Here is a 25,111-nt window from a genome sequence, read left to right as displayed (position 1 = left end):
CACAGGGCTCATCAGCTCCCACTCCGCACTGCGTGCGTCGCGGATGGGTCTGCCAGGGAAACCCTCGGCTTCGGTTGAGCTCGGTGGGGACCATCGGCTTCGCCTCGGCGAGGCGCTCCCGCACTTGTTGGCGAACCCCCACTTCGAATGGTATGTCGATGCATTGTATTTACGGCGGCCGCAGTTGTGCCTGCCGCGGCGATGCAACGACTAGCCCGGGAACTGGGCAAATCGTGGGAGCGGACGCTTGAAATGTCGCTGCGTTGCATTTACGGCACGGCCACAGTTGTGCCTGCCGCGGCGATGCAACGACTAGCCAGGGAACTGGGCAAACCGTGGGAGCGGACGCTTGAAATGCCGATGCGTCGCATTCATGGCACGGCCGCAGTCGTATCAGCAGCTGCGATACACCGACGAGTCAGGGACCGACACAAACCGCAAGAGCAAACGCGTGGTGGGTGGTTTTATGAAGAACCGTTCGGCGCGCGCAGCGCCGTCGGAAGTATGACGCCCTTGTCACTAACGCCGAATGTGCGAGAACACGGATTCCAGATGCACCACTACCGTGGCTGCGCGGGGGACCCGCTTATGAGCTGGCGGGGTGAGCCGCTTTCTTTGCTTATCTTTCTTTGCGGCGGCAAAGAAAGTAAGTGCCGCCCCGCACAGGGGCAACACTAATAGACCATTAACACAACAAGGAAAGGCCAACGCCGCAGGCGCCCAAACGCCCAGACCACTAAAAAAGCAAGAAAAGGCCAAAGAAGTCAGAACAAGAAAACCCCAACCCCATCCCTCACTTCATCATCCTGCGCCGAAACAAAACCGCTGAAACAACAAACCCACCCACCGCATATGCCACCAGCACGGCAACGTGCCAAACCGCGCCATCGACAGGCCGCCCCAGCATAGCCGGCCGAATCAGATCGACAGCATGCGCCAAAGGCAAAACCTCAGTCACGGCCCGCGCGGCAGCGGGCAACTGCGAAACGGGAAAAAACACCCCGGACAACAGCAACATCGGCGTCAACACCAACGTCTGGTAAAACATAAAGAAGTCATACGACGGAGCCAGCGCCGTCACCACCATCGCGATACTCGCGAACGCGAGCCCCGTCAGCACGATCACCGGCAACGCCAGCAACATCGACGGAAAATTCGCGTAGCCGAGCACTCCCGCCACCAGCATGATTGCCGCGCCCGATAACATCGACTTGCTACCCGCCCACACCACCTCGCCGAGCACGATGTCGCCGAGCGTCAGCGGCGTATGCATGATCGCCTCCCACGTGCGCTGTACGTGCATGCGCGAAAACCCCGAATACATCGATTCAAAACTGGCCGACATCATCACGCTCGATGCCACGGTGCCCGCAGCGAGAAACGCGATATACGACACGCCGTCGACATGTCCGACCATCAACCCAAGCCCGAAACCAAGCCCGAACAGATAGATCATCGGATCGGCAAGATTGCCGAACATCGAGGCAATCGCGAGCTTCTTCCAGACAAGATAGTTGCGGCGCCACACCGCAATCCAGTTGACCGCGTTGGCGGGGAAAGCGGCGAAGGTTTCCTGCTTCGGCGGCGTCTCGCCGTGGGGTTCGTAGGTGCGTGTGTCCATTGCGTGTCTCGAGGCGTGTCGTTATAGCTGTAGAGGATGCGAGCCGGGCCAGTGCCGCTTCGCGTCAATCCTGCATCTCGCGCCCAGTCAGACGCAGGAACACATCTTCCAGATTCGCCGGGCGATGCAGATAGCGCAGATCGGCGCGTTGCTTGAGTCGCGCATGCACCGGCTGGGGGTCGTTCACATAGCAGAAGAGTGTTTCGCCACTGATCTCGGTGCGCTCGACAAACGGCGCCAATTCATCGCGCAATGCCACCGGGTCCGGTCCGAAAATCTCTATCACGTCGCAGCCAATTTCAGATGCGATCAACGCGCGCGGCGCGCCTTCGGCGATCTTGCGTCCTTCCTCGATGACGCACAGGCGATGGCACAGCCGTTCGGCTTCTTCCATGAAGTGCGTGGTCAGCAGGATGGTCTTGCCGCGCGCCAGCAGCGAGCGCAGCCGCTCCCAGATCAGATGGCGCGCCTGCGGATCGAGGCCGGTAGTGGGCTCATCCATGATCAGCACGTCGGGATCGTTGACGAGCGCGCGAGCCAGCGTGAGGCGCCGCTTCATGCCACCCGACAGCTCGCTCACGCGTGCATCCGCTTTGCTTTCGAGGCGCGCGAATTCGAGCAGCGACGGCACCATCGCGCGGCATTGCGCGGCGCTCAGACCGAAGTAGCGGCCGAATACCAGCAGGTTTTCGCGCACCGTGAAATCGGGATCGAGATTGTCGAACTGCGGCACGACGCCAACACGCGCTCGCGCAACACGCGCGCGGCCCGGAATCGGCTCGCCGCACAGGCGGATCGCACCGGCGTCCGGCGCGGCGATGCCGAGCAGCATGCGCAACGTGGTGGTCTTGCCTGCGCCATTCGGACCGAGCAGGCCGAAACATTCGCCGACGTTGACATGAAACGACAGTCCGTCGACTACCGTCTTTTCGCCGTAACTTTTCTTAACCTGATGGAATTCAATGGCGGCTTCAGACATGGATCGATCGAGGCTCCGGGAAAAGATGGAAATAGCCGGTAAGGCCGCTCATTCTATGGCATCGGCGGCGAGGTGTTGACAGCCCCAGCATGCGCCGGAAGGTGTTTCTTGCGCTGCGGCATAGGTGCGCGAGCGGCCCAAACCGGGCGCGAATCCAGCACGCACCGGTTTAGGGCGCACTTAGCGTTTTCCATCCCTTGCAACCTGAATTGCGGCGCACCATGATTCATTCAGACCGCGTTCCTCGCGGGATGGGAGATAAATCATGGCGAGCTACCAAAAAATCCTGTTGTGCTACGACGGCTCGCGCGAAGGCCGCAAAGCGTTGCGTTGCGGCGCCGATCTGGCGTTGGATCTGAAGGCCGAAACGCACTTGTTGTCAGTGGTCGATATGCGTTCGAGCATTGCGCAAAGCGCGGGTCTGCTCACCGATGTGGCCTGTGGCAGTTTCGAAAAGACAGCCCGCGACATCCTGCAGGAAGGGGTGGACTGGCTCACCGAACGCGGCGTGGTCGCGCAAGGGCATTTTGCGTTTGGCCATCCGATCGACGAGATTGCCAACCTCGCCAATGAACTGCATGTCGACCTCGTGGTGGTCGGTCACCGGTGCCGCACCGGGCTATCGCGATGGTGGATGGGCGCGGGAAATACCCCGCTGCTCGATCGGATATCGTGCAGCATTCTGGTGGCATGCTCTTCGGCGCAGGAGCAGCAGCAAGCGGCGGCTTGACGCCAGACGGGGAGCGTGCGGATTCGGTTGAACGAGCCGCGTGACCGGCCGGTCGCTCGTTCAGGGCGACCGCGTCGGCCAGATCGCGATTCGTTCCAACCGATAGCGCTCCCCAGGCGATCACTCGTTCAGATTGACCGCGGCCAGCTTCCATGTGAATAAGCCTTCGCGCTGCAAGATCGCCGAGTAACGCGCGTCACCGGCACCGTGCTGATAAGTGACGACGAACTCGTTGAAGCCGCGATAACCCGCCGTGGTTTGCGGCGGCTGCGGTGGTGTGGCGTTGCTCTCGCCATTGGCCGTGCCGTTGGCCGTACTGCCGGCAACAGCAGGGGACGGCGCCGGCGTGGCAGATGGAACCGGTGGCCGTTCACCCGGGTTGCCACGCGGCGGCATGCCGTTCAGCAATGCCGCCACACCGTCGGGTGTCGCATAAGCGTCTACCAGCGGACCGATCAGGGCCACACCGATCATTGCGCCAATCGCCGCGAACGGATTGCCGTTGCCATGCGCGTCGAGCCGGCGCGTGAGCAAGCCAGTGACCTGCTGCTTCAGGCTCTCGCGCAACGCGGGAAAATCGACGTATTCATTGACGGTTTGCGCATCGCGCGCATCCGCCGCGCGCTTGAGATTATTCAGCGCGATGTAGGGCGACGCATAACCGAACCCCAACGCGGCGATCACCACAATCACAATCAAAGTGACGATCAACGGCCGGATGGCGCTGCGCTTCGTGCGAGTTGAAACTGCCATCGAGTGGGACTCTCCATCAAGTGCGATCTAAGGTGGACCGCAACCACGCGAAAACGATCCCAGCTGAGGTGACATTCGAAGAGGGCCGGAGGCCGGAAAACCTTCAGCCGAACGTTGCGCGACGCACGGCGGCAGTGGAATGCGCTCCGCGCGCCGTGTTGCTTATGACTCGAACACCGCGCCGTGCACGTTGGCTTCGTCGGCGATGCAACGATCGATCATGCGGCACACGGCGTCTACCGTGCCGACCATGATCAGCCGCGACGGCCCGTGGTAGACACGCACCGGCGCCCGGCGCGCGGGTTCAGCCGTATTCAGCCCTGAATTCAACGACACGCGCGCAAAAGCCGGCAACGAAGAAGGCAAGCCCGCACCGCCTACGGGCGCGTCGAACAGCGATAGCGATGGAGTACTGGCCGGGGACGCCTCTATCAGCGAACAGGGCACCAGCTTGCGCAGATGGCGCAGACGACCGAACTGGCGAAAAGGCAGCAGACGGGCAAGGCGTTCCATGAGTCTCTCCAGGCGATTCAACGTTGAGGCAGTCTTGGGTGGGCGCGCGCTCAGGCTTAGAACTCGCCCGGGCGGATCAGCCCGACAGCGATACCTTCGAGCGCGAAGTCCGCACTGCCGGTTTCAACGAAAATGTTGTCGTAATCGGGGTTCTCAGCGATCAACTCGATGCCGTTCGGCCGGCGCTTCAGGCGCTTGACCGTCACGTCGTCGCCAAGCCGCGCGATGATGATCTGGCCGTCTTTCGCTTCGCTTTTCTTCTGCACCGCGAGCAGGTCGCCGTCGAAGATGCCCGCGTCGCGCATGGACAGCCCGCGTACTTTCAGCAGGTAGTCCGGCTTGCTCGAGAACAGGGCCGGGTCGCACGCGTAGTGCTGCGAGATATGTTCCTGCGCGAGGATCGGGCTACCGGCCGCAACGCGCCCGATCAGCGGCAGCGACAGCTGCATGATGCTGGCGTGCGGTAGCGTGAACTGGTACGGCGAATCTTCCGCCCCGCCAAGCAGCCGGATGCCGCGCGAGGCACCGGCCGCGAGCTCGATCACGCCTTTGCGAGCCAGCGCCCGCAAATGTTCTTCTGCCGAGTTGGCCGAGCTGAACCCCAGCTCGGCGGCGATTTCCGCCCGCGTGGGCGGAAATCCGGTGCGTTCGATGGCCCGGCGGATCAAATCGAAAACCTGCTGCTGTCGTGCGGTGAGTTTGGTCATGGCGCCACTGTATGTATGAACAGGTGACTGTATTTTTATACAGTATTCGGCGCAATTCAAGCTTTACTTTAAGTTCGTGGCCTGGGGTGGCGCTCCAGCGCCGCAAATGGACGTCATAACACCTGTTTTCGTGCCGCAACGCCTTATCCGGCCGTCATTACCACTTTTGCGTATTAAAGAATGAAGAAACATTATTTTTAATGATGAAAGCTCTTCGATAGACTGCCCTTCGAGTTGGCGCTCATGTGCACGTGACCGCGACGCAAAACAACACTACACGCTGTTTCAGCGGACCACCACGCGGAGAAAGTTGGCATGAACCATCAGGGCACGGGACTGGCAGGCAAGACCAGAAAACTCATCGCGGCGCTCGCATTCGGCGCGCTCGGCACGATTAGCGCGGCCGGCGTCATGAGCTCGGCGCATGCGGCCGACACGACGCTGCTGAACGTGTCGTACGACCCGACGCGCGAGCTGTATCAGGACGTCAACCAGGCATTCGGCAAGGAGTGGAAGGCGAAAACGGGTGAGACGGTCACCTTCAAGCAGTCGCATGGCGGCTCGGGTGCGCAGGCGCGTTCGGTGCTGGACGGTTTGCAGGCCGATGTGGTGACGCTGGCGCTCGCCTACGACATCGACGCGCTGGCGAACAAGGGGCTGCTCGACAAAGGCTGGCAAAAGCGTTTGCCGGACAACGCTTCGCCGTACACCTCGACGATCGTGTTTCTCGTGCGCAAGGGCAACCCGAAGCACATCAAGGATTGGGACGATCTGATCAAGCCGGGCGTTTCGATCGTCACGCCGAATCCGAAAACCTCGGGCGGCGCGCGCTGGAACTATCTGGCAGCGTGGGCCTACGCCGAACATCAGCCGGGCGGCAACGACCAGAAGGCGAAGGAATTCGTCGGCAAGCTCTATAAGAATGCCGGCGTGCTGGATTCGGGCGCGCGTGGCGCGACCACCAGCTTCGTCCAGCGCGGTATCGGCGACGTGCTGATTGCGTGGGAAAACGAAGCGTTCCTTTCGCTGAAGGAGTTCGGTCCGGACAAGTTTGAAATCGTCGTGCCGTCGGTAAGCATTCTGGCCGAGCCGCCGGTAGCGGTGGTGGACAAGGTGGTCGACAAGCACGGCACGCGCAAGCTCGCCGAAGCGTATCTGAACTTCCTGTACAGCGAGCAAGGCCAGGAAATCGCGGCGAAGAATTTTTACCGTCCGCGTTCGAGCAAGGTGCCGGCCGAGCTGACCTCGAAGTTTCCGAAGCTGAAGCTGTACACGGTGGACGATTCGTTCGGCGGTTGGGCGAATGCGCAGAAGACGCACTTTGCCGACGGCGGCGTGTTCGATTCGATTTACTCGCCGCAGTAATGGGCACCCAGTCGGACGACGTGCGCGGTTAGACGCCACAGCAGGATGCCGCCTGTAGACGTTAGCCGCACCCCGCCAGAAAGCGCGCCCACCCGGCGCGCTTTTTGGCCAGCCAGACGGCCGGAAAAGAGCCGCCGGTTTCAACCCTGAAAGAGTACTGAGCATGACGACGTTGACCTTCCGAAAACCGAGCGCCTTGCCCGGTTTTGGCCTGACACTCGGCATCACGGTGGCTTATCTGAGCCTCGTGGTGCTGATTCCGCTTGCGGCGACCTTTCTCAAGACCGCGACGCTCGACTGGGCCCAGTTCGTGCGCGCGGTCAGTTCGCCGCGCGTGCTCGCGTCGTATCGCCTGACGTTTTTCTCGGCTCTCGGCGGCGCGCTGATCAACGCAGTGTTCGGTTTTCTGGTCGCGTGGGTGCTGGTGCGCTATACGTTCCCGTTCAAACGCATCGTCGATGCGGTGGTCGATCTGCCGTTTGCGTTGCCGACTTCCGTGGCCGGCATTTCGCTTGCGGCGGTGTACGCGGGCAATGGCTGGATCGGACAGTTTCTCGAACCGCTCGGCATCAAGATCGCCTTCACGCCGGCCGGCGTGCTGGTCGCACTGACCTTCATCGGTTTGCCCTTTGTGGTGCGAACCGTGCAGCCGGTGCTTGAAGAATTCGAGCGCGAGCAGGAAGAGGCGGCCGCCTGCCTCGGCGCCTCGCGCTGGCTGACGTTTCGCCGCGTGGTGCTGCCGGCCGTGTTCCCGGCCTTGCTGACAGGCTTCGCGCTGGCGTTCGCGCGGGCGCTCGGCGAATACGGGTCGGTGATTTTCATCGCCGGCAACGTGCCGATGAAATCGGAAATCACGTCGCTGCTGATCATTACCAAGCTCGAACAATACGACTACGCCGGCGCGACGGCGCTCGCCGTGGTCATGCTGGTCGTCTCGTTCCTGATGCTGCTCTTCATCAACACCTTGCAATGGTATCTGCAGCGCCGCACGAGCCGCGGCGGCGCAGGCCCGGCGCCCGCTGCCGCGAGTGTGGCGGCGATCGGTGTCGGCGGAGGTGTGCAATGAGCCGCAACTCCCTGAATGGCGCGGATGCCGCCGCGGTTGCCGTGGCGCCGCGCGCGCCGCTCAATGTCGCGCGCCGGCCCGACCCGGTCACCGAGCCGCCCGTTGTGCGCTGGATTCTGACCGGCATCGCGCTGCTGTTTCTCACGCTGTTTCTGGTCGTACCGCTCGTCGCCGTGTTCTACCAGGCCTTGAACAAGGGCATCGGCTTCTATCTGGAATCGCTGGCCGATCCGGATGCGCTGTCGGCCATCAAGCTCACCGTGATTACGGCCGCGATCGCGGTGCCGCTGAATCTCGTGTTCGGTCTCGCGGCGTCCTGGTGTATCGCCAAGTTCGAGTTCCGCGGCAAGGCATTGCTGACCACCTTGATCGATCTGCCGTTCTCGGTCTCGCCGGTGATTTCCGGTTTGATCTATGTGCTGATGTTCGGCGCGCAGGGCTGGTTCGGCCCGTGGCTGCAGGACCACAACGTGCAGATCATCTTCGCGGTGCCGGGGATTGTGCTTGCCACGATTTTCGTCACGTTCCCGTTCGTCGCACGTGAGCTGATTCCGCTGATGCAGGCGCAAGGCAACGACGAAGAAGAAGCCGCACACGTGCTCGGCGCGTCGGGCTGGCAGATCTTCCGCCGTGTCACGCTGCCGAACGTCAAATGGGGTCTGCTGTACGGCGTGATTCTGTGCAATGCGCGGGCAATGGGCGAGTTCGGCGCGGTATCCGTGGTGTCCGGCCACATTCGCGGCCAGACCGACACGATGCCGCTGCATGTCGAAATCCTCTACAACGAATACAACTTCTCGGCGGCGTTCGCCGTGGCGTCGGTGCTGGCTCTGCTGGCGCTCGTGACGCTCGGTCTGAAGCTGCTCGCCGAGCGCCATATGTCGGCGGAGCTGTCCGCCGCGCGCGACGTGCCGGCGTATGCAGGGCCAGCCGTGCCGGCGTCCGCCTCATCGTTTGCTTCACAGTCTGCTTCACAGTCCGCCAATCCGGCGTACGTGTCGAAAAATGCAGTCCAGCACCCGCTCAAGCAAGGAGAGCTGTAATGGGTATCACCGTTCGTAACCTGCAGAAGCGCTTCGGCGATTTCGTCGCGCTCGATAACGTTTCGCTCGACTTTCCGCCGGGTGAACTGGTTGCGCTGCTCGGGCCGTCGGGTTGTGGCAAGACCACCTTGTTGCGGGTGATCGCGGGTCTCGAATACGCGGACGGCGGCCAGGTCGTGCTGCAAGGCCAGGACGTCGCGACGGTCGGTGCGCGTGAGCGTGAGGTCGGTTTCGTATTCCAGCATTACGCGCTGTTCCGCCATATGACGGTATTCGAGAACGTCGCGTTCGGCTTGCGTGTGAAGCCGCGCCGCGAACGGCCTTCGGAAGCGGTGATTCGCGAGAAGGTGCATGAACTGCTGAAGCTCGTGCAACTCGACTGGCTCGCGCAACGCTATCCGTCGGAATTGTCGGGCGGTCAGCGGCAGCGGATTGCGTTGGCGCGCGCGCTGGCTGTCGAACCGAAGGTCCTGCTGCTCGACGAACCGTTCGGGGCGCTGGATGCGAAGGTGCGCAAGGAGTTGCGCAGCTGGTTGCGTCGCTTGCATGACGATCTGCATATCTCGACGATTTTCGTCACGCACGACCAGGAAGAAGCGCTCGAAGTGGCCGACCGCATCGTCGTGTTGAATCGCGGGCACGTGGAGCAGGTGGGCAGTCCGCAGGACGTGTACGACCACCCGCAAACCTCGTTCGTCTACGAGTTTCTGGGCGCGGCGAATCGTCTGCATGGCAAGGTGGATGCGAGCGGCTTCGTGGTCGACGGCGCGGCGCTGCCGGTCGCGATCAAGGCCGATTTCAGCGGGCCGGCATTCGCCTATGTGCGGCCGCACGATCTGCAGTTGTATCCTCAGGCATCTGGCCACCGCGAAGGCATTGTGGTCGACGTGCGGCGTGTGGTGACGCTCGGCGGCTCGGTGCGCGTGGAACTGGCGGGCCGTGAGGGTCATGTGCTCGAGGCGGAGCTCGACCGCGAATCGTGGCGCGATCTGCAACTGGCGATCGGCGACGGCGTGACGGCCGTGCCGCGCGCACTGCGCGTATTTCCGGCGCAATAAGCGGGACAGGCGGCACAGGCCGCACGGTAAGCAGCACAACAACACTCGGCGTTTCAATCAAACTCTAATAACTCAACTCTGGCTTAACCGGAGACATACAGATGAATTTTCAGCAATTGCGCTTTGTGCGCGAGGCCGTGCGTCAGAACATGAATCTGACCGAGGTGGCCAACGTGTTGTACACGTCGCAGTCGGGCGTATCGAAACAGATCAAGGATCTGGAAGACGAGCTCGGCGTGGATATTTTCATCCGCCGCGGCAAGCGTCTGACGGGCCTCACCGAGCCCGGCAAGGCGGTGCACCAGCTGATCGAGCGGATGTTGCTCGACGCGGAGAATCTGCGCCGCGTCGCGCGCCAGTACGCCGATCAGGACAGCGGCCACCTCGTTGTGGCGACTACCCACACGCAGGCGCGCTATGCGCTGCCGAAGGTGATCCGTCAATTCACCGAGGTGTTCCCGAAGGTGCACCTGGCGTTGCGCCAGGGCAGCCCGCAACAGATCGCCCAGATGATCATCAACGGCGAAGCGGACATCGGCATTTCGACCGAGGCGCTCGACCGCTTTCCGGACATCGTCACGTTTCCGTGCTACTCGTGGCATCACATCGTGGTGGTGCCGAAGGACCATCCGCTGGTGGGCCGCGAGAATCTCACGCTCGACGAGATCGCGGAATTCCCGATCGTCACGTATGACCAGGACTTTACGGGCCGCTCGCACATCGACCAGGCGTTCGCGAAAGCGGGTGCATTGCCCGACGTCGTGTTGACCGCAATCGACGCCGACGTGATCAAGACGTATGTCGAACTCGGCATGGGCATCGGCGTGGTCGCGGCCATGGCCTACGATCCGAAGCGCGACACGGAACTGGTCGCGCTGGATACGCAGCACCTGTTCGAAGCCAGCACGACGCGGGTCGGCTTGCGCAAGGGCGCGTTCCTGCGCGCGTATGCGTACCGGCTGATCGAAATGTTCGCGCCGCAGTTGAATGAAGCGGAAATCGCCGCGCAACTGCGCGAGGCGGTTTGAGGCGAAGGCTTAACTCAAAACGAACGGGTATCCGCTTTTTTGACGCATGGCGGCGCGCGGCACATCGCTTACAATCGCCGCCATGAATACTCTGACTTCTTCTTCCGCGACGCCTTCCAACCAAGGCGCAACGCCCCGGCTGCCGCGCATCGCCGTGCTGGCAACCGGCGGCACGATCGCCGGGGCGGCCGCGGACGCCACCAACACGTCCGGCTACCAGGCGGGTGTGGTCGGCGTCGATCAATTGCTGGCCGTGGTGCCGGCTTTGTCCACGGTCGCGCGGATCGCGCCCGAGCAGATTGCCAGCGTCGACAGTAAAGACATGGAGATGTCGCTGTGGACCACGCTCGCACAACGCATCAACACGCTGCTCGCTGACAGCGATATCGATGGCGTGGTGGTCACGCATGGCACCGATACGCTCGAAGAAACCGCTTATCTGCTGCATCTGACCATCAAGTCGGACAAGCCGGTCGTGCTGACCGCGGCCATGCGTCCGGCCTCGGCGCTGTCCGCCGATGGTCCGTTGAATCTGCTGAATGCCGTGACGGTTGCGGCGAACGCGGGTTCGCGCGGGCAGGGCGTGCTGGTGGCGTTCAACAACAGGATTCACAGCGCACGCGACGTGGTCAAGACGAGCACGTATGCGGTCGATGCCTTCCAGTCGCCGGAGATCGGCGCGCTTGGCTGGGTGCAGGACGGTCGCGTCGAATTTCAGCGCAGCGTGGTGCGTGCGCATACGCTTGCAACCGAATTCGTGATCGGCGCGAAGTGGCCGCACGTGGAAATTGTCGCGAGCTATGCCGGCGTCTCGCGGATCGCCGTGGATGCGTTGGTGGCAGCCGGGGTGCGCGGCATCGTGGTGGCGGGCACCGGCAATGGCTCGATTCACGCTTCGATGCAACAGGCATTGGCCGATGCGGCCTCGCAGGGTGTAGCGGTGGTGCGCTCGTCGCGGGTGGGCTCAGGTCACGTCATGCGCAACGGCGCGGCTGCGGACGATGCGCTTGGTTTTGTCAGCGCGGGTTCGCTCAATCCGTACAAGGCGCGGGTCCTGCTGATGCTCGCACTGGCCGCGGGCGGTACCGGGCCGGTTGCGTTGCAGAAGACTTTCGATACGTACTGATTGATGTAGCGCGAGCGCAGCGGTTCGAAGTCAGAACCGTGTCCAGCGTTTGACGCCTGAATGACAACGCGGCGCCCAGGTCATCGACCCGGGCGCCGCGTTGTCGTTTCAGCTTAAGGTTTTATCGCTGTCGGTGAAAATACACGGCGCCAGCAGATGGCGCCAACCCGCACTCAGGACGCCAGATCCGGAGGCAACTTCCCGCCATTCGCGGCCAATGCTTGCATCACCTGTTTGTGCAGCCAGATGTTCATGCTCGCCGAATCATTCGTGTCGCCGCTGTACTTCAGCTCCTGCGCGAGTTGCTTGCGATGCTCGAGGCTGCTGTCGACGCCGAGCGCTTTCAGCGTGTCGACGATCGAGGTGCGCCAGTTCAAGGTTTGCCCGCTCTCGCTCACGAACTGGTCCATGACGGCAGCGACGTCGACGTCGGCCAGCGGCGCGGGCGCCAGTGCCGCGTCAGGCGCAGCAGCTTGTGCCGCTGCCGGATCCGGTGTCGGCTCAACCGCAGGCGCAGGCTGGTCGGGCTTCGCTTTGCCGAAGAGCTTGTTTACGATGTCACCAAAGATGCTCATTCTGAATCCTTTGCAGATGGGTTACCGGCGCAAGCACATTTCGCTCACGGGTTGAACGCTGGTTGCAATCGGGCGAATGAAACAGAGCAGGAGCACATGCGCTGCGATGACCGGCAAGCCGCACGTGATCGCCAAGACGCCAGCAACCAGACTCAACGAGTGTAGGAGAAAAGCGCGGACCGATGTGTCAAAAAAGGTCGTGACCTGGGCGTGCAGTTGCAAGCAAATGCAAGCGGACTTGCGAGCCCACGTGTGAGCAGACCTGCAAAGAGAGCTGCAGGCAGGCGGCATGCATGATGCAGCCGCTGCGAGAGAATGGCGGAAAACGCATAACTTTGAAATCCGACAGCCGGACACCCGACGACGACGTCTGACCGACCAAGGCTTCCCCGGCGCCGCCGGGTGCCGCTGCGGACCCCACTTGCCGCTCTCAGCCCAGAGCGGCACGATTTGCCCGTTCCGCCGCCGATACTGCACGACGAACCGGGCGCCCCACCTGCGATTGCCATGACGATGCAACGATCACGGCAATCTGTGTGTCTGCTTCATGTTTTTTTTATGTGCCGCGTATGACGCCCGCTATCTACTCCCTGATTGGCCTGTCGCAGTTGCGGTTTGTTCTGATACGGCGGGTCCGCGCGTGAATCTGCGTGCGCGTAACCCGCGTGCAACCGGCCTTCGCAGGAGGTGTATCAGGCAGCCTTGGCTTCGCTACCCGGCGCTTGCGCGACTTCGTAGTTCGCCATGATTTCCAGTGCGCGCACCATCGCCGAGTGATCCCATGCCTTGCCGCCGTTGGCTGCGCACACGCTGAACAGTTGTTGTGCGCTGGCTGTGTGCGGCAGGGCGATGCCGAGCTTGCGCGCGCCGTCCAGTGCGAGGTTCAGATCCTTCTGATGCAGCTCGATGCGGAAGCCCGGATCGAAGGTACGCTTGGTCATGCGCTCGCCATGCACTTCGAGGATGCGCGACGAAGCGAAGCCGCCCATCAGCGCCTTGCGCACACGTTCCGGATCGGCGCCCGAGCGCGAAGCGAACAGCAGCGCCTCGGCCACGGCTTCGATGTTCAGCGCGACGATGATCTGGTTCGCGACCTTGCAGGTTTGACCCGCACCGTTGTCGCCGATCAGCGAGATGTTCTTGCCCATCAGATCGAACAGCGGCTTGGCGGCAGCGAAAGCCTTTTCCGGACCGCCCACCATGATCGTCAGCGACGCTTCACGCGCGCCGACTTCGCCGCCGGACACCGGCGCATCGAGGTAGTCGGCGCCGAGCGCATTGACCTTCTTCGCGAAGGCTTGCGTGTCGAGCGGCGAGATCGAGCTCATGTCGATCACGAGCTTGCCTTGCGTGAGGCCGGCGGCGACGCCGTCGTCGGCGAACAGCACGTTGGCGACGTCAGGCGTGTCCGGCACCATGATGATGACGACGTCGGCGGCTTGTGCCACGGCGGTCGAATTGGCGACTACGCTCGCGCTCTTGCTCAGATCTTCCGGCACCGGATACGCGCCATTCACGAACAGCGTGTGACCGCCCTTGATGAGGTTGCGCGCCATGTGCGCGCCCATGATGCCGAGGCCGATGAAACCGATCTTTGCCATGTGTCTAAATCTCCAGTGTTGTTTGGGGTGGTATGCCTGATGCGATCGACGGATCGCTCAGGCTGCGGCGTGGGCTGCGCCGCGGGTTTGCCCGGCCACGCTTTGCACCCAGCCGAGGCCGGCGGCAGTGGTCGTGCGCGGCTTGTATTCGCAACCGACGTAGCCTTCGTAGCCGAGCGAATCGAGCAGATCGAACAGGAACGGGTAGTTGATCTCGCCGGTGCCCGGTTCGTTGCGGCCCGGGTTGTCGGCGAGCTGGATGTGCGCGATCTGCGGCAGGTTCTTTTTGATCGTCGCCGCGAGTTCGCCTTCCATCCGTTGCATGTGATAGATGTCGTATTGCAGGAACAGATTGTCCGAGCCCACCGCGCGAATCACATCGAGGCCTTCGCCGGAACGGTTCAGCGCGAAGCCGGGGATGTCGTACGAATTGCACGGCTCGACCAGCAGCTTGATGCCGGCTTTCTTCAGTTCGCCCGCGGCGAAGCGCAGGTTGTCGACGATCGTCGAACGCGCCTTGTCCGCATCGACGCCCGCGGTCGGAATGCCGACGAGGCAGTTCAGTTGCGGCACCTTCAAAGCCGTTGCGTATTCGATCGCACGGCCGACGCCTTCCTGAAACTCGCCCACGCGATCCGGCAGGCATGCGATGCCGCGTTCACCCGCTTCCCAATTACCCGCGGGCAGGTTGTGCAAGACGAGCTTCAGACGGTTTTGCTGCAGACGTTCGCTCAATTCGGCGATCTGATACGGATACGGAAACAGGAATTCGACGGCGTTGAAGCCCGCGTCCGACGCTGCGGCGAAGCGCTCGAGGAACGGAACTTCGTTGAACAGCATGGTGAGATTTGCTGCAAATTTCGGCATGGTGCTGGTGTCTCGCTGGTCGGTCAGTGAAATAAGTTCATGAGACGGCGTCGGCAATGCCGCGCCGCGCTCATGTGATGCTTATCAGGTCAGCGTGCGAATCGACGCGCGCTTCAAAGCGTCAGGACGCTCAGTCGAGCATGCTGATTGCCGTCGGCGCGTCTTCGCGCTTCTCGGCCAGATCTTCGAACTCGTTGATCGCGTCGATCTCGGTGCCCATCGAAATGTTGGTCACACGTTCGAGGATCACTTCGACGATCACCGGCACGTTGAACTCGGAGAGCATCGATTGCGCCTTCAGCAGCGCGGGCTTGAGTTCTTCCGGCTTGAACACGCGAATCGCCTTGCAACCCAGGCCTTCGGCAACCGCGACGTGGTCCACGCCGTAGCCGTTCGTTTCCGGCGAGTTGATGTTCTCGAAGCCGAGCTGCACGCAGAAGTCCATATCGAACGCGCGCTGTGCCTGACGGATCAAACCGAGGTATGAGTTGTTCACCACCACATGCACGTACGGCAGCTTGAATTGCGCGCCCGCTGCCAGTTCTTCGATCATGAACTGGAAGTCGTAGTCGCCCGAGAGTGCGACGATCGGACGTTGCGGGTCGGCTGCGCGCACGCCGAGCGCTGCCGGAATCGTCCAGCCGAGCGGGCCTGCCTGGCCGCAGTTGATCCAGTTACGCGCCTTGTAGACGTGCAGGAATTGCGCGCCGGCGATCTGCGACAAGCCGATCGTGCTCACGTAGCACGTATCGCGGCCGAACACCTGGTTCATCTCTTCGTACACGCGCTGCGGCTTCATCGGCACGTTGTCGAAGTGCGTCTTGCGGTGCATCGTCTGCTTGCGTTGCTGGCAATCGGCGACCCACGCGCTGCGGTCCTTGAGCTTGCCGGCGGCTTTCCATTCCTTAGCGACTTCGACGAACAGTTCGAGCGCGGCTTTCGCGTCCGACACGATGCCGAGATCCGGTCCGAAGACGCGGCCAATCTGCGTCGGCTCGATGTCCACGTGCACGAACTTACGGCCCTTGGTGTACACCTCGACGCTGCCCGTATGACGGTTCGCCCAACGATTGCCGATGCCGAGCACGAAGTCGGAGGCGAGCATCGTCGCGTTGCCGTAGCGGTGCGAAGTCTGCAAACCGACCATGCCGGCCATCAGCGGATGGTCGTCAGGGATCGCGCCCCACGACATCAGCGTCGGGATCACCGGCACGCCCACGGTTTCAGCGAATTCCACCAGCAGGTCTTCAGCGGCTGCGTTCAGCACGCCGCCACCCGAGACGATCAACGGCTTGTCCGAGTTGTTCAGCAGCGTGAGTGCGGCTTCGATCTGCTTGCGCGTCGCTTTCGGCTTGTAGACCGGCAGCGGTTCGTACGTGTCGATGTCGAATTCGATCTCGGCGAGTTGCACGTCGATCGGCAGGTCGACCAGCACGGGACCCGGACGGCCCGAGCGCATCAGATGGAAAGCCTGCTGGAACACGCGCGGCACCAGCGCCGGTTCGCGCACGGTGACGGCCCACTTGGTGACCGGCTTGGCGATCGATTCGATATCGACGGCCTGGAAGTCTTCCTTGTACAGACGCGCGCGCGGTGCCTGGCCCGTGATAGCCAGAATAGGAATCGAGTCAGCCTGCGCGGAGTACAAACCGGTGATCATGTCGGTGCCGGCGGGGCCCGAGGTGCCGATACACACGCCGATGTTGCCCGGCTGGGCGCGCGTATAGCCTTCGGCCATGTGCGATGCACCTTCGACGTGACGTGCCAGCACGTGGCTGATGCTGCCTGCCTTGCGCATGGCCGAGTAGAACGGGTTGATTGCTGCGCCCGGAACGCCGAATGCGGTGTTGATGCCTTCTTTTTCGAGCACCAGCACGGCTGCGTCGACGGCTCTCATCTTGGCCATGAATGTCTCCTGAATGTCTGAGGTGGGCGAATAAGTGGGGTAACGAATTCGCTGACGGATGTGCAAACCAAAAGGTGTTGATCGAACTGTAGGCTCCACCTAAAGGTTTGATAAGATCAGTCCAGGTCGCTTATTTCGAAACAAAAAGTATGGAATGCGTTGGCGCTCGGGGCGCTGGCGGTGTGCAAGGCGGGTTGCAACCCGCTTGCGTGGGGGCGGAGTAAGAGCTTTGCATGGGACCAGAGTAAGCGCTGAAGCGCCAACTCTGGTCGACAGCTAAAGCGCTAACTCCGGTCGACACAAGGCGGTTGCAACCCGCTTGCGTGGGACCGGAGTAAGCACTAAAGCGCTAACTCCGGTCGACACAGGAGACAAAAATGGACCGCTTCAAACAGATCGAAACTTTCGTGCGCGTCGCCGACGCGGGCAGTCTCGCCGCGGCCGCGCTGGAAGAGGGCGTGTCGCCGGTGATTCTCGGACGCCGCATCGACGCGCTCGAAAAGCGCCTCGGCGTAAAGCTGATGTACCGCTCGACGCGGCGCCTCGTGGTCAGCGAAGACGGCGCGGCGTTTCTCGAGCGCTGCCGCGGCCTGCTCACCGAATGGGACCAGGCGGAAAACGAACTGAGCGCCGGCCGGCGCGCGGTGAACGGCCATCTGATCGTGTCGGCGCCGGCCGCATTCGGGCGCAAGCACGTTGCGCCGCTCGCGCCGGCTTTCCTCGCCGACAAACCGGAATTGCAGGTGTCGTTTAACCTGACCGACCGGGTCGTGGATCTGGTGCGCGAGGGTTATGACCTGTCGATCCGGATCGGCGGCGCGGTCGATCCGAATTTCGTCGCGGTGAAGCTGGCGTCGAACCGGCGCGTGGTGTGCGGTACGCCGGAATATTTCCGCAAATATGGCAAGCCGAAAACGCTCGAAGATCTGCCGCAGCACAACTGCCTCGCGTTCAACCTGCAAGGCGGCCAGAACCGCGGCTGGTACTTTCGCCGCAACGGTAAGCTGGCGACGGTGCGAGTGGGCGGCACGCTCGACTGTAACGACGGCGAATTGCTGCACCGCTGGGTGTCCGAGGGGCTCGGGCTCGGCTGGCGCTCCACATGGGAAATCCAGCAGCAACTGGCGCGCGGCGAACTGGAAACCGTGCTGGACGAATTCGCGCTGCCCGACTACGACATTCTGGCGGTCTATCCGCAGCAGCGTTATGTGCCGGCCAAGGTGCGCTACTTCATCGATTATCTGAAAGAGGTGTATGCCAGCGAGGATTACTGGAATCGCCCGGCTTATTAGTGGCCCGAGCGGCCCGGAACAACAGCTGCAAGCGCTCAAATAATCGGATTCGAGCTGGAGGCGGGAATAAACTGGACATGTAGCCGGTTATGCAGGATGAGCCAGTGAGAACGAGTCACACAGCCTAGCCGCAATGCCCTGGAGGGCCCAGGTGGTCCAAACCGATTCAGACGCGGCCCGCGCGCCCGTCCGCGCTCCCGTCGATGCCGACGCCGATGCAGCAAGAAGCCGCCGCTTTCAGCAGCTGGCTTTGCCGCATCTCGACGCCGCGTACAACCTTGCGCGCTGGCTGTGCGGTAACGCCAACGACGCCGACGACGTGGTGCAGGAAGCGTTCATGCGCGCGTTCCGTTTCTTCGATACCTTCCGGGGCGACTCGGCGCGGCCGTGGCTGCTCGCGATCGTGCGCCGCACCTGGTACACGGAGTGGCGGCGGCGCGCGTCGTCGCACGAAATGGTCGAGTTCGACGACACCATGGACGACGCGGTCTTCGACGGCTGGAGCGCGGGCGGGGCGGATCCGCAGGCGCTCCTGATCCGCGACGAGGATACGAAGCTCGTGCACGACGCGCTCGCGCAGTTGCCGGTCGAATACCGCGAAGTGCTGATCCTGCGGGAGCTCGAAGAAATGGGTTATCGCGAGATCGCGATGGTGGCCGATGTCCCGATCGGCACGGTGATGTCGCGGCTCGCGCGGGGCCGGCGCAAGCTGGCCGCGCTGCTGGGCGCGAAGCAGGAAGCAGGCGGTGCGCCGCGCGCCGCGACGTCAGGCGCGTGCACGACGCCCACCGCCTCGGTCACACCATTGCGGGCAGCCTCCAACGGCCGCCCATCCACCAACCCCGGCGCAAGTGGCGCCGGCTTAGCTCAGGAGACGCCAGATGGACTGTAACGAAGCGCGGCCGCTCCTCGATGCGAACGCCGACCACGAATTGCCCGCGCCGGACGCCCAGCGCGTCCAGCAGCACATCGAAACTTGCGATGCCTGCCGGCGCGAAAGCGAAAACCTCCATGCGCTTGGCAAGTCGCTGCGCGCACAGCCGTATCACCGCGCGCCGGATGCCCTGCGGGCGCGGATTCTCGCTGCCCTCCCGGCAGGCGGGAGCGCCGTCGACGAGCCCATCGAGGCGCCGCGGGCCACCACCCAGCCGCGGCCGAAGGGAAGCTGGCTCGGCAACTGGCTGAATGGCTGGCTGCGCCCGCCTCGCGCGCTGGGCCGGCCGGGCGGGGGCGGGGGCAGCGGCGCAACGATCGGGCAGGGCTGGCTCGTCGCGCTCGTGATCGCGCTCGGTGCGGCCGCGACGGGCGTGACAATGAGCCTGCATCGTCCCGCGGAAGGCAGCCCGTTTGCCGATGAACTGGTCGAAAGCCATGTTCGGGCGCAGATGTCCGGCCACGATATCGACGTCATTTCGACCGACCGGCACACGGTCAAACCGTGGTTCAACGGCCGGATCGACTATTCACCACCGGTCGAGGACCTCGCGGCGAACGGTTTTCCGCTTGAAGGCGGCCGCCTGGATTACATCGGACATCAGCGGGTGGCGGTGCTGGTGTACCGCTATCAGAAGCACGTCATCGACGTCTACGTGTTTCCGCAAGCACGTTCCGCCGACGCTGGGCCTTCGATGACGCAAACCCGCGAGGGTTACTCGCTGGCGCACTGGAACGCGCAGGGGATGACCTGGTGGGCTGTCACCGATGCCGCGCCGGACGCGCTCAGCGGACTCGAAACGGCGCTGAAGGCCCGCCTGGCGGGCGGCAGCGAGCAGACCGAGGGAGGCTGAGCGGGCCGCGCGTGCGCGATCCGGCGGGTATATTTCTGGACTGAGAGGCGTGGCGCTCGCGCGTCCGCTTCGTCCTAAACCCTTGAAAACACACCCGATTCGGGTGTCGTTTTAACGGGATATCTTGCAACCCGGCCCTAATCGGGTTACACTCTTTGGCTTCTCACTTGCCACACCGGTTCCGACGCCCGGGTGGCTTATATCCACAAGTAAGCACAAGGAGTGAATATGCGTCATTACGAAATCGTATTTATCGTGCACCCGGATCAAAGCGAGCAAGTGCCCGCAATGATCGAGCGTTACAAGTCCACGATCACCTCGCACGGTGGCCAGATCCACCGTATCGAAGACTGGGGCCGTCGCCAACTGGCCTACATGATCGAGAAACTCGCCAAGGCTCACTACGTCTGCATGAACATCGAATGCGATCAAGCCACGCTCGACGAGCTGGAACACGCATTCAAGTTCAACGACGCTGTTCTGCGTCACCTGATCGTCAAGATGAAGAAGGCCGAAACCGGCCCGTCGCCGATGATGAAGGAAGTGCAGCGCGAAGAAGCCAAGAAGTCGGCTGCTACGCAACCGTCCGAAGCGCAGGCTTAAGACACACTATTTAAGCTACCAGATCAAGCGTTGCCCTCGACCAAGGTTACATGAATCGGCTGCAACTCACGGCCAGCGTCGTTGAACGCGAACCGGTGCGGTATACCCCCGCCGGCGTTCCGATTGCAGGCTGCACGTTGCACCACCGCACGGAAGTCGTCGAAGCCGGTATTGCCCGGCAAGTCGAACTGACCATGCAGGCGGTAGCCGCGGGCGAGGCGAGCGGTAAGCTGGAAGGCTGTCAGATGGGCGTGGAAACGCTCTTCACAGGCTTTCTGGCAAAAAAGCACCGCAACGCAAGAACACTGGTATTTCACATCACAGAATTGCAGGACATTGGAAAGGACTGAACATGCCCCGCCCGACTGGTAAGAAATTCGACAAGCGTCGTCAGCAACAAAATCCGCTCTTCAAGCGCAAGAAGTTCTGCCGTTTCACGGCCGCTGGCGTCGATCACATCGACTACAAGGACCTCGAAACGCTGAAGGACTTCATCGGCGAAAACGGCAAGATCACGCCGGCGCGTCTCACGGGTACGAAGTCGCACTATCAACGCCAGCTGGATACGGCAATCAAGCGCGCACGTTTCCTCGCGCTGGTGCCGTACACCGACCAGCACAAGGCCTAACCCGACGACGCGATAAGGAGCATCCGAATGCAAATCATTCTTCTGGAAAAAGTCGTCAATCTGGGCAACCTGGGCGATATCGTGAAGGTCAAGGACGGTTACGCACGTAACTTCCTGATCCCGAACAAGCAAGCTCGCCGTGCAACGAAGGAAGCCCTGGCTGAATTCGAAGTTCGCCGTGCTGAACTCGAAAAGATCGCCGCTGAAAAGCTGGCTGCTGCTCAAGCTCAAGGCGAAAAGCTGGCAGGCTCGACGGTTCAGATCAATCAGAAGGCTGGCGTTGACGGCCGTCTGTTTGGTTCGGTGACGAACGCCGACATCGCTGACGCACTGGTCAAGCTCGGCTTCGCAGTGGAAAAGGCGCAAGTGCGCCTGCCGGAAGGCCCGCTGAAGCTGGTTGGCGAACACGCTGTTCAGATCTCGCTGCACACCGACGTTGTTGTCGATGTGAACGTGGCTGTGATCGGCGAACACGTCTAAGCACCAGATACGTATCTGCCAGGACGTTGCTGGCGAAAGGCAGGGGCCGGGTGACCGGCCCCTGCCTTTTTTATTGCCCGTTTCCGATGTACCGAAGTATCGGTTTTTGATTTCCCTCCGCGCGCATTTACCCGATAATTCCTCTCCATGAACGCACCGTCCAAAGATCCCCAAATCGAGTCGCTGAAAGTCCCGCCGCATTCGATCGAAGCCGAGCAGTCGGTGCTGGGCGGCCTGCTGCTCGACAACGCGGCATGGGACCGCATCGCCGACTTCCTGTCGCAGAGCGATTTTTACCGATACGACCACCGCATCATTTTTGAGCACATCGGCAAGCTGATCGCGGCGACGCGTCCAGCCGACGTGATTACGGTGTATGAGGCGCTCGGCACCTCGGGCAAGGCAGAAGAGGTCGGCGGTCTAGCGTACCTGAACGCGCTGGCGCAGAACACGCCGAGCGCGGCCAATATCCGCCGCTACGCGGAAATCGTGCGCGATCGTGCGGTATTGCGCCGCCTCGTATCTGTGGCTGACGAAATTTCCGCCGACGCTTTCAATCCGCAGGGCAAGGAAGTCCGCCAGTTGCTGGACGAGGCGGAATCGAAGGTGTTTTCGATCGCGGAAGACGGCGCGCGCGGCACGCAGGGCTTCCTGGAGATCGGGCCACTCCTCACCGAGGTGGTGGAGCGGATCGACACGCTGTATCACACCGCCAATCCGAGCGACGTGACCGGCACGCCGACGGGCTTCGTCGATCTGGACCGCATGACCTCCGGTATGCACGGCGGCGAGCTGATCATCGTGGCGGGCCGCCCGTCAATGGGTAAAACGGCGTTTTCGATGAACGTCGGCGAATACGTGGCGGTGGAGTATGGCCTGCCGGTCGCGGTGTTCTCCATGGAAATGCCGGGCTCGCAACTCACCATGCGTATGCTGGGCTCGGTTGGCCGGCTCGACCAGCACCGCATGCGCACGGGCCGTCTGACCGACGAGGACTGGCCGAAGCTCACGCACGCGGTGCAGAAAATGAGCGAGGCGCAGATTTTCATCGACGAAACCGGTGGTTTGAACCCGATGGAACTGCGCTCGCGCGCGCGTCGCCTGTCGCGCCAGTGCGGCAAGCTGGGCCTGATCATCATCGACTATTTGCAGCTGATGAGCGGGTCGTCGTCGGGCGAAAACCGTGCAACCGAAATCTCGGAAATCTCGCGTTCGCTCAAGAGTCTCGCCAAAGAACTCGATGTGCCGGTGATTGCGTTGTCGCAGCTTAACCGCGGTCTTGAACAGCGCCCGAACAAGCGGCCCATCATGTCCGACTTGCGCGAATCCGGCGCTATCGAACAGGATGCGGACGTGATTCTGTTCATCTATCGCGACGAGGTGTACAACCCGGATAGCCCGGACAAGGGCACGGCGGAGATTATCATCGGTAAGCAGCGGAATGGTCCGATCGGCCCTGTTCGGCTCACGTTCCATGGTCAATTCACGAAGTTCGATAATTTTGCCGGCGCGCAGAATTTCTACAGCGAGTAAAGAGGTAACTGCTGGGCGTGTTGTAACGACGCTTTCAAAAGTGCGACATCGATCCCGGAACGGTACAATGTGGCGGTTTTATGTCAGCCATAATGTGACCAATTTTCGGGATCCCAATGTTCGGTCGATTCATGCCCACCGAGGGCAAGTTCTTTGAAATTTTCAATGCGCACGCAACGTGCATCGTCTCAGCAAGCCGTGAACTCGAGCTGCTGATCGACAATCTCCAGGACGCCGAAACCCATAAGCAAAACGTGCAGAAAGCCGAAAAGGCCGCTGACAAGCTTACGCACGAAGCCATCGACCTGCTGCACAAGACCTTCATCACGCCGCTCGACCGCGACGAGATCCACAAGTTGATCACCACGATGGACGACATCCTCGATCTGATGGAAGACGTCGCCACCGCCATTTCGCTGTACGACGTGCAGGCAGTGACTTCCGAAGCGAGCCAGTTGGCCCACATCTGCACGGCGACCTCGGAGCGCGTGCAGTTCGCCGTCAGCCTGCTGTCGGATATGAAGCAGGCGAGCCAGATCCTGAAAGCATGCGAGGAAATCGACCGTCTGGAATCGGAAGCCGACCGCGTGCTGCGTTCGGCCATGTCGAAACTTTTCCGTGAAGAAGACAACGTCAAGACGCTGATCAAGCTGAAGGCGATCTACGAACTGCTCGAAACGATCACCGACAAGTGTGAAGACGTGGCGAACATCATCGAAGGCATCGTGCTGGAAAACGCATAATGCAATCGATACAACTTGCTATCTGGGTCGTCGCCGGCCTGGTCGCCGTCGCACTGATTTTCGACTTCATGAACGGCTTCCACGACGCGGCGAATTCGATCGCCACGGTCGTGTCGACCGGTGTGCTGAAGCCGCAGCAGGCCGTGGCCTTCGCAGCGGCTTTCAACGTTATCGCGTATTTCGTGTTTCACCTGAAAGTGGCGCAAACGGTCGGCAAGGGCACGATTGATCCGGGAATCGTCGACCACTACGTCATTTTCGGCGCGCTGGTCGGTGCGATCGGCTGGAACATCATCACGTGGCATTACGGTATCCCATCGAGCTCGTCGCACGCGCTGATCGGCGGGCTGGTGGGCGCGGCGCTGGCCAAGTCGGGTTGGGGTTCGCTCAATATCGACGGATTGATGAAGACGGTTGCGTTCATTTTCATCTCTCCGCTGCTCGGTTTCGTCCTTGGCTCTTTCTTCATGCTGGCCGTGTCGTGGATATATTTCCGCACGCCGCCCAGCAAGGTCGACCGGCGCTTCCGGCGTCTGCAACTGGTCTCCGCAGGCTTGTACAGCCTTGGCCACGGCGGTAACGACGCACAGAAAACCATCGGCATCATCTGGATGCTGCTGATCGCAACTGGTTACGCGTCGTCGATCGCGGACGCTCCGCCGCTGTGGGTGATCGGCGGCTGCTATCTGTCGATGGGCATCGGCACCTTATTCGGTGGCTGGCGGATTGTGCGCACGATGGGTCAGAAGATCACCAAGCTGAAGCCAGTCGGTGGTTTTTGCGCCGAGACGGGTGGGGCGATTACGCTGTTCACCGCGTCATGGCTCGGCATTCCGGTGTCCACCACGCATACGATTACCGGCGCGATCGTTGGTGTCGGCGCGACGCAGAAGCTGAGCGCGGTGCGCTGGGGCGTGGCCGGCAACATCGTCTGGGCGTGGATTCTGACAATCCCCGCTTCCGCGGCGCTCTCCGCGGCTGCCTGGTGGCTCGGCCACCGCTTCCTGTAATGCAGTGCGGACGACAAACGCCGTCCGCCTTTCAGGCTTCAAAGCGCTGTCCCGGAGTCCGGCGCCAAAGGCACCGGGCCTCACACCCCTAAAGCTG

General features: G+C 62.0%; 26 protein-coding genes. 17 read left to right on the top strand and 9 right to left on the bottom strand.

Annotation, left to right across the window (positions count from 1 at the left end; all coding sequences use genetic code 11):
- Positions 1-793: 793 nt before the first annotated feature.
- Both BCY88_RS32870 and nodI read right to left on the bottom strand, forming a co-directional pair.
- Positions 794-1,621 carry an ABC transporter permease gene (locus BCY88_RS32870; protein WP_120348289.1) on the bottom strand — a complete coding sequence of 276 codons (828 nt, stop codon included), beginning with the start codon at positions 1,619-1,621 and terminating at the stop codon, positions 794-796.
- A gap of 64 nt (positions 1,622-1,685) precedes the next feature.
- Positions 1,686-2,600: a nodulation factor ABC transporter ATP-binding protein NodI gene (gene nodI, locus BCY88_RS32865; protein ID WP_120348288.1), complete on the bottom strand. Its 915-nt coding sequence runs from the start codon at positions 2,598-2,600 to the stop codon at positions 1,686-1,688.
- Positions 2,601-2,865: 265 nt separating this feature from the next.
- Between nodI and BCY88_RS32860 the strand changes: the two genes are divergently transcribed.
- Positions 2,866-3,330, top strand: coding sequence for a universal stress protein (locus tag BCY88_RS32860; protein ID WP_120348287.1), 465 nt, complete (start codon positions 2,866-2,868; stop codon positions 3,328-3,330).
- A 120-nt stretch (positions 3,331-3,450) separates the two neighbouring features.
- Here BCY88_RS32860 and BCY88_RS32855 read toward each other — a convergent pair whose 3' ends face one another.
- The 3 genes from BCY88_RS32855 to lexA form a co-directional block, all read right to left on the bottom strand.
- Positions 3,451-4,083 carry a DUF2939 domain-containing protein gene (locus BCY88_RS32855; RefSeq protein ID WP_120348286.1) on the bottom strand — a complete coding sequence of 211 codons (633 nt, stop codon included), beginning with the start codon at positions 4,081-4,083 and terminating at the stop codon, positions 3,451-3,453.
- A 162-nt stretch (positions 4,084-4,245) separates the two neighbouring features.
- Positions 4,246-4,596: a hypothetical protein gene (locus BCY88_RS32850; RefSeq protein WP_120348285.1), complete on the bottom strand. Its 351-nt coding sequence runs from the start codon at positions 4,594-4,596 to the stop codon at positions 4,246-4,248.
- A 56-nt stretch (positions 4,597-4,652) separates the two neighbouring features.
- Entirely contained in the window at positions 4,653-5,303 is a 651-nt protein-coding gene (gene lexA, locus BCY88_RS32845) for a transcriptional repressor LexA (RefSeq protein ID WP_120348284.1), read from the bottom strand.
- 315 nt (positions 5,304-5,618) lie between these two features.
- Between lexA and BCY88_RS32840 the strand changes: the two genes are divergently transcribed.
- From BCY88_RS32840 to BCY88_RS32815, 6 genes are all read left to right on the top strand, one after another.
- Complete coding sequence (locus BCY88_RS32840) at positions 5,619-6,668, top strand: sulfate ABC transporter substrate-binding protein (protein WP_120348283.1); 1,050 nt, start codon at positions 5,619-5,621, stop codon at positions 6,666-6,668.
- Between the two features lie 163 nt (positions 6,669-6,831).
- A complete protein-coding gene (gene cysT, locus BCY88_RS32835; protein WP_120348282.1) occupies positions 6,832-7,734 on the top strand; it encodes a sulfate ABC transporter permease subunit CysT in 903 nt (300 codons plus the stop codon).
- Positions 7,731-8,777 carry a sulfate ABC transporter permease subunit CysW gene (gene cysW, locus BCY88_RS32830; RefSeq protein WP_183081507.1) on the top strand — a complete coding sequence of 349 codons (1,047 nt, stop codon included), beginning with the start codon at positions 7,731-7,733 and terminating at the stop codon, positions 8,775-8,777. The genes cysT and cysW overlap by 4 nt, the downstream gene beginning before the upstream one ends.
- Positions 8,777-9,835 carry a sulfate/molybdate ABC transporter ATP-binding protein gene (locus BCY88_RS32825; RefSeq protein WP_120348281.1) on the top strand — a complete coding sequence of 353 codons (1,059 nt, stop codon included), beginning with the start codon at positions 8,777-8,779 and terminating at the stop codon, positions 9,833-9,835. The genes cysW and BCY88_RS32825 overlap by 1 nt, the downstream gene beginning before the upstream one ends.
- A 101-nt stretch (positions 9,836-9,936) precedes the next feature.
- Entirely contained in the window at positions 9,937-10,863 is a 927-nt protein-coding gene (locus BCY88_RS32820; RefSeq protein ID WP_028196691.1) for a CysB family HTH-type transcriptional regulator, read from the top strand.
- Positions 10,864-10,945: 82 nt separating this feature from the next.
- Positions 10,946-11,989 carry an asparaginase gene (locus tag BCY88_RS32815; RefSeq protein ID WP_120348290.1) on the top strand — a complete coding sequence of 348 codons (1,044 nt, stop codon included), beginning with the start codon at positions 10,946-10,948 and terminating at the stop codon, positions 11,987-11,989.
- 173 nt (positions 11,990-12,162) lie between these two features.
- On the opposite strand, the gene BCY88_RS32810 is transcribed toward BCY88_RS32815, so the two are convergent.
- The 4 genes from BCY88_RS32810 to gcl form a co-directional block, all read right to left on the bottom strand.
- Positions 12,163-12,564, bottom strand: a complete 402-nt coding sequence (locus BCY88_RS32810; protein ID WP_120348280.1) for a DUF3597 domain-containing protein — start codon at positions 12,562-12,564, stop codon at positions 12,163-12,165.
- A gap of 692 nt (positions 12,565-13,256) precedes the next feature.
- Positions 13,257-14,165 carry a 2-hydroxy-3-oxopropionate reductase gene (locus tag BCY88_RS32805; RefSeq protein WP_120348279.1) on the bottom strand — a complete coding sequence of 303 codons (909 nt, stop codon included), beginning with the start codon at positions 14,163-14,165 and terminating at the stop codon, positions 13,257-13,259.
- Positions 14,166-14,222: 57 nt separating this feature from the next.
- Positions 14,223-15,032 carry a hydroxypyruvate isomerase gene (hyi, locus tag BCY88_RS32800; protein WP_120348278.1) on the bottom strand — a complete coding sequence of 270 codons (810 nt, stop codon included), beginning with the start codon at positions 15,030-15,032 and terminating at the stop codon, positions 14,223-14,225.
- 130 nt (positions 15,033-15,162) lie between these two features.
- On the bottom strand, positions 15,163-16,938 hold the full coding sequence (gene gcl / locus BCY88_RS32795; protein WP_120348277.1) for a glyoxylate carboligase: 1,776 nt from the start codon (positions 16,936-16,938) through the stop codon (positions 15,163-15,165).
- 377 nt (positions 16,939-17,315) lie between these two features.
- Here gcl and BCY88_RS32790 point away from each other — a divergent pair, with 377 nt between their 5' ends.
- From BCY88_RS32790 to BCY88_RS32745, 10 genes are all read left to right on the top strand, one after another.
- Positions 17,316-18,230 (top strand): LysR family transcriptional regulator, encoded by a 915-nt coding sequence (locus tag BCY88_RS32790; RefSeq protein WP_120348276.1) that lies wholly within the window; start codon positions 17,316-17,318, stop codon positions 18,228-18,230.
- A gap of 151 nt (positions 18,231-18,381) precedes the next feature.
- Positions 18,382-19,122 carry an RNA polymerase sigma factor gene (locus BCY88_RS32785; protein WP_120348275.1) on the top strand — a complete coding sequence of 247 codons (741 nt, stop codon included), beginning with the start codon at positions 18,382-18,384 and terminating at the stop codon, positions 19,120-19,122.
- On the top strand, positions 19,112-20,017 hold the full coding sequence (locus tag BCY88_RS40755; protein WP_120348274.1) for an anti-sigma factor family protein: 906 nt from the start codon (positions 19,112-19,114) through the stop codon (positions 20,015-20,017). Before BCY88_RS32785 ends, BCY88_RS40755 begins: the two co-directional genes overlap by 11 nt.
- Positions 20,018-20,245: 228 nt before the next feature.
- Positions 20,246-20,620 carry a 30S ribosomal protein S6 gene (gene rpsF / locus BCY88_RS32775; protein WP_097392318.1) on the top strand — a complete coding sequence of 125 codons (375 nt, stop codon included), beginning with the start codon at positions 20,246-20,248 and terminating at the stop codon, positions 20,618-20,620.
- Positions 20,621-20,670: 50 nt separating this feature from the next.
- The gene (priB, locus tag BCY88_RS32770; RefSeq protein WP_028196682.1) at positions 20,671-20,970 is read left to right on the top strand and encodes a primosomal replication protein N; all 300 of its coding nucleotides are present in this window, start codon (positions 20,671-20,673) and stop codon (positions 20,968-20,970) included.
- A gap of 2 nt (positions 20,971-20,972) precedes the next feature.
- Complete coding sequence (rpsR, locus tag BCY88_RS32765; RefSeq protein ID WP_007182109.1) at positions 20,973-21,248, top strand: 30S ribosomal protein S18; 276 nt, start codon at positions 20,973-20,975, stop codon at positions 21,246-21,248.
- 27 nt (positions 21,249-21,275) lie between these two features.
- Entirely contained in the window at positions 21,276-21,728 is a 453-nt protein-coding gene (gene rplI / locus BCY88_RS32760) for a 50S ribosomal protein L9 (RefSeq protein ID WP_120348273.1), read from the top strand.
- A 147-nt stretch (positions 21,729-21,875) separates the two neighbouring features.
- A complete protein-coding gene (locus BCY88_RS32755; RefSeq protein ID WP_063495982.1) occupies positions 21,876-23,261 on the top strand; it encodes a replicative DNA helicase in 1,386 nt (461 codons plus the stop codon).
- A 116-nt stretch (positions 23,262-23,377) separates the two neighbouring features.
- The gene (locus BCY88_RS32750) at positions 23,378-24,004 is read left to right on the top strand and encodes a DUF47 domain-containing protein (protein ID WP_115782833.1); all 627 of its coding nucleotides are present in this window, start codon (positions 23,378-23,380) and stop codon (positions 24,002-24,004) included.
- Positions 24,004-25,014, top strand: a complete 1,011-nt coding sequence (locus BCY88_RS32745) for an inorganic phosphate transporter (protein ID WP_120348272.1) — start codon at positions 24,004-24,006, stop codon at positions 25,012-25,014. The genes BCY88_RS32750 and BCY88_RS32745 overlap by 1 nt, the downstream gene beginning before the upstream one ends.
- Positions 25,015-25,111 lie beyond the last annotated feature (97 nt).

This window comes from Paraburkholderia fungorum (assembly GCF_003610895.1).
GTDB classification, from domain to species: Bacteria; Pseudomonadota; Gammaproteobacteria; order Burkholderiales; family Burkholderiaceae; genus Paraburkholderia; species Paraburkholderia fungorum_B.
Note: the sequence above shows the minus strand (reverse complement) of the source record. Positions and strands in the feature narration are given on the sequence as shown.